Here is a 2,785-nt window from a genome sequence, read left to right as displayed (position 1 = left end):
CAATATCCTCTTTCCATAGGTAAAAGCCATGACTTCTCGCGCATGTGTTCTGCACGGTGCACATGATCTTCGCCTCGAAACCCGGTCTGTCCCTCCTGTCGGTCCGGAGGAAGTGAAGGTTTCGATCCTTGCCGGAGGAATTTGCGGTTCCGACCTGCACTACTATCACGACGGCGGTTTCGGCCCCATCCGAGTGCGCGAACCGATCACCGTCGGGCATGAGGCGGCCGGTAAAATCATTGAAGTAGGATCCAGGGTCACTTCGGTCTCGGTCGGAGATCTTGTCGCCATCAATCCCAGCCAGCCTTGCGGCACCTGCAAGTTCTGCAGACTGGGAGACCATGTGCACTGCCTTGAAATGCGTTTCATGGGGTCCGCCTATCGGCTTCCTCATGAACAGGGTCTATTTCGCGATCAGGTTGTTGTTCCTGCAGGGCAGGTCTTTGCTTATAGAAACAATATCACGGCGCAGGAGGCCGCGTGCGCCGAACCCCTCGCTGTCTGCCTTCATGCCCGTGCGCAGGCACCGGGTCTCAAGGGTCGGCGTGTCCTGATAACGGGAGCCGGACCGATCGGGGCGCTTTGCGTTGCTGTGGCCGCACAGGCCAAAGCCGACGAAATCGTTGTCACCGATCTGCAGGACATGCCACTTGCAGTCGCAAAAAACATGGGTGCGACAAGCGTGATCAATCTTGCACGCGATCCGGATGGCCTTGACGGGTACAAACTGGAAAAAGGACAATTCGACGTTGTGTTTGAATGCTCCGCTGCACCGGCCGCTATCAGGGCAGGGCTGGAATGCCTGCAGCCGCGAGGCACGATCGTAATGGTTGGAGTCGCCGGAGAGACACCCGTTCCGCTGAACCTGATCGTAAGCAAGGAAATCTCGATCAAGGGCACACACCGCTTCAGCGAGGAATTTGCCGAAGCGGTTTCGGCGATCGATACCGGTACAATCCCGGTCAATCCGATCATCAGCCCATCCTTCAACATCGAAGATGCGGTCGCGGCCTTTGATCAAGCCGGAGACAGATCCCGCGCCATGAAAGTCCACATTTTGTTTGACGATCAAGGTGAGGGGACGAGGATTTAAATGCCTTTTTGCCGGAACTGCTTCGACAGCGGAAAATCAAAACTGTCCATTGTGGATCGACCGGCCCATCCTCGATGGACCAGTCGGCCCGTATCCAGCGACGGATTACTCGCCTATGACGGCCTCGAACCCTTCAAAATTCGGATGGCCGGAATACATGCCCTTGTTACTCCCGGCGTTCTTGTGCGCCTCGCGGAAATTCTCAGATTTGGTCCAGTTGACGAAATCCTCACGGCTGTTCCAGATCGTATGCGAAGCATAGAGCGTGGTGCCGTTTTCCTCGTCATGGGCCCCTTTCAGAAGATGGAACGTCCGGAACCCCGGAACCTGCTCCAGTTTTGAATCGCGCTTTCGCCAGACAGTCTCGAACGCGTCTTCATGCCCCTTGTTGATGGTGAACCGGTTCATTGCGATATACATGCTTTACTCCAAATGCGTGCCGCTCATGCTGCCTCTCCGGCACATGTGAATGGCGCACAGAGTGAGACCAGCGCCAATAGAATTTCTTTCTTTATCCGATCGGCCCCGCGTCTCAATCTGACCGCAGTTTTTGCGTCCTGAACTTGACCTATTCCGCAGATCTGAAAAAAACAAGGAAAACGGAATCACTCACAGTCTGTCCGCGCGTGCGGTATAGTCTGTATTAGTCCCCGAGCAACACTCGTCTAACATGAGTAGTCCGGTCTCAAGGAGGAGCGAACTTGGCTGAACAGATCACCGACAAAGAGGCTTTCCTGGAGAAAATCGCAGGTAGGAGACATGTGAACGGCGGCGCCTGGGTCATCGTTTCCAAAGACGGCAAGGTTGAAGGCGTGGGGCCCAGGGGCGGATCCATCTCAGGCAACTTGTTCTGGGAAGGAGCGTATTACTGCCGCACCATCGTCTTCGATGATGAACCAATGCCGGAGAACCACCAGGCAGTTTCACTCGATGGAGATACGGTCACCTATACGCGCGATCGCGGAACGGGCTCGTCGATGACCTGGACACTGGAATAATCCTGCCTGTCACTGAAAGTGGTGCCCATTTTTGCAGCGTCACGCTGCAAACCCGATCCTGTTGATACAGGCTCAATGAGGCGAATTTCGCCGCACCGGGCTTCACGCACTGGTGATCCGGTTTACCGGCACGCCGACAACAGCAAACTGGTGATCTGTCCCAGTTCGATGATCCGCTGGGATTGACGGAAGTGCATTCGCATACCGTGGAACTCCGCAGAATGACTTACGAACTTTACATTTCTTTACATTGCCGAAGAACGCCAGAAATCGGCCCGCTTTATCACTTTTGTCCAACGGGGCGCCAAGCCCCCTCTCCTCTCCGGCAGGCTTGAAGAGACGCTCGCATCTCACGCCAATCCTGCTGGCGGTCGAAAAGGGATAGAGAAATGTACCTCAAGGCTCATCTTGCCAGGATGCGCCGACTTTTAGTCAGCAGTGTTCTCATTTTAACTCTCATTTCTGTACCGGCCGCGAGCCAGTCTAAGCTTCCGGCCAATATGCCGTTGGCTTCCGAAATCGCCGCTCAACTCGAGCTCACCGCGGACCAGGAAATTGTCTTTGTCGCAATAGTCGAGAACCATGTCGCTAGAACAATGACCCTGCTGGAAAAACATGGCGTCGATCCTTCGAAGGGCCGCCCTTCACTGCTGACAATGCGGGCCATGCGCAAAGACATGGAACAGAACCGGAA

At 55.1% G+C, this 2,785-nt stretch carries 4 protein-coding genes; 3 read left to right on the top strand and 1 reads right to left on the bottom strand.

Annotation, left to right across the window (positions count from 1 at the left end):
- The first annotated feature begins 28 nt into the window (after positions 1-28).
- On the top strand, positions 29-1,093 hold the full coding sequence (locus tag K5905_RS31080; RefSeq protein ID WP_297591584.1) for an L-idonate 5-dehydrogenase: 1,065 nt from the start codon (positions 29-31) through the stop codon (positions 1,091-1,093).
- Between the two features lie 105 nt (positions 1,094-1,198).
- Here K5905_RS31080 and K5905_RS31075 read toward each other — a convergent pair whose 3' ends face one another.
- A complete protein-coding gene (locus K5905_RS31075) occupies positions 1,199-1,513 on the bottom strand; it encodes an antibiotic biosynthesis monooxygenase (protein ID WP_297591583.1) in 315 nt (104 codons plus the stop codon).
- 281 nt (positions 1,514-1,794) lie between these two features.
- On the opposite strand from K5905_RS31075, the gene K5905_RS31070 reads away from it, so the two are divergent.
- A complete protein-coding gene (locus K5905_RS31070) occupies positions 1,795-2,091 on the top strand; it encodes a hypothetical protein (protein WP_297591582.1) in 297 nt (98 codons plus the stop codon).
- A gap of 389 nt (positions 2,092-2,480) precedes the next feature.
- Positions 2,481-2,785 (top strand): hypothetical protein (locus tag K5905_RS31065; RefSeq protein ID WP_297591581.1); only part of this gene is annotated, 305 nt, incomplete at its 3' end.

This window comes from Roseibium sp., assembly GCF_025698965.1.
Lineage (GTDB): Bacteria > Pseudomonadota > Alphaproteobacteria > Rhizobiales > Stappiaceae > Roseibium.
This window is presented reverse-complemented; position numbering and strand designations above follow the sequence as displayed.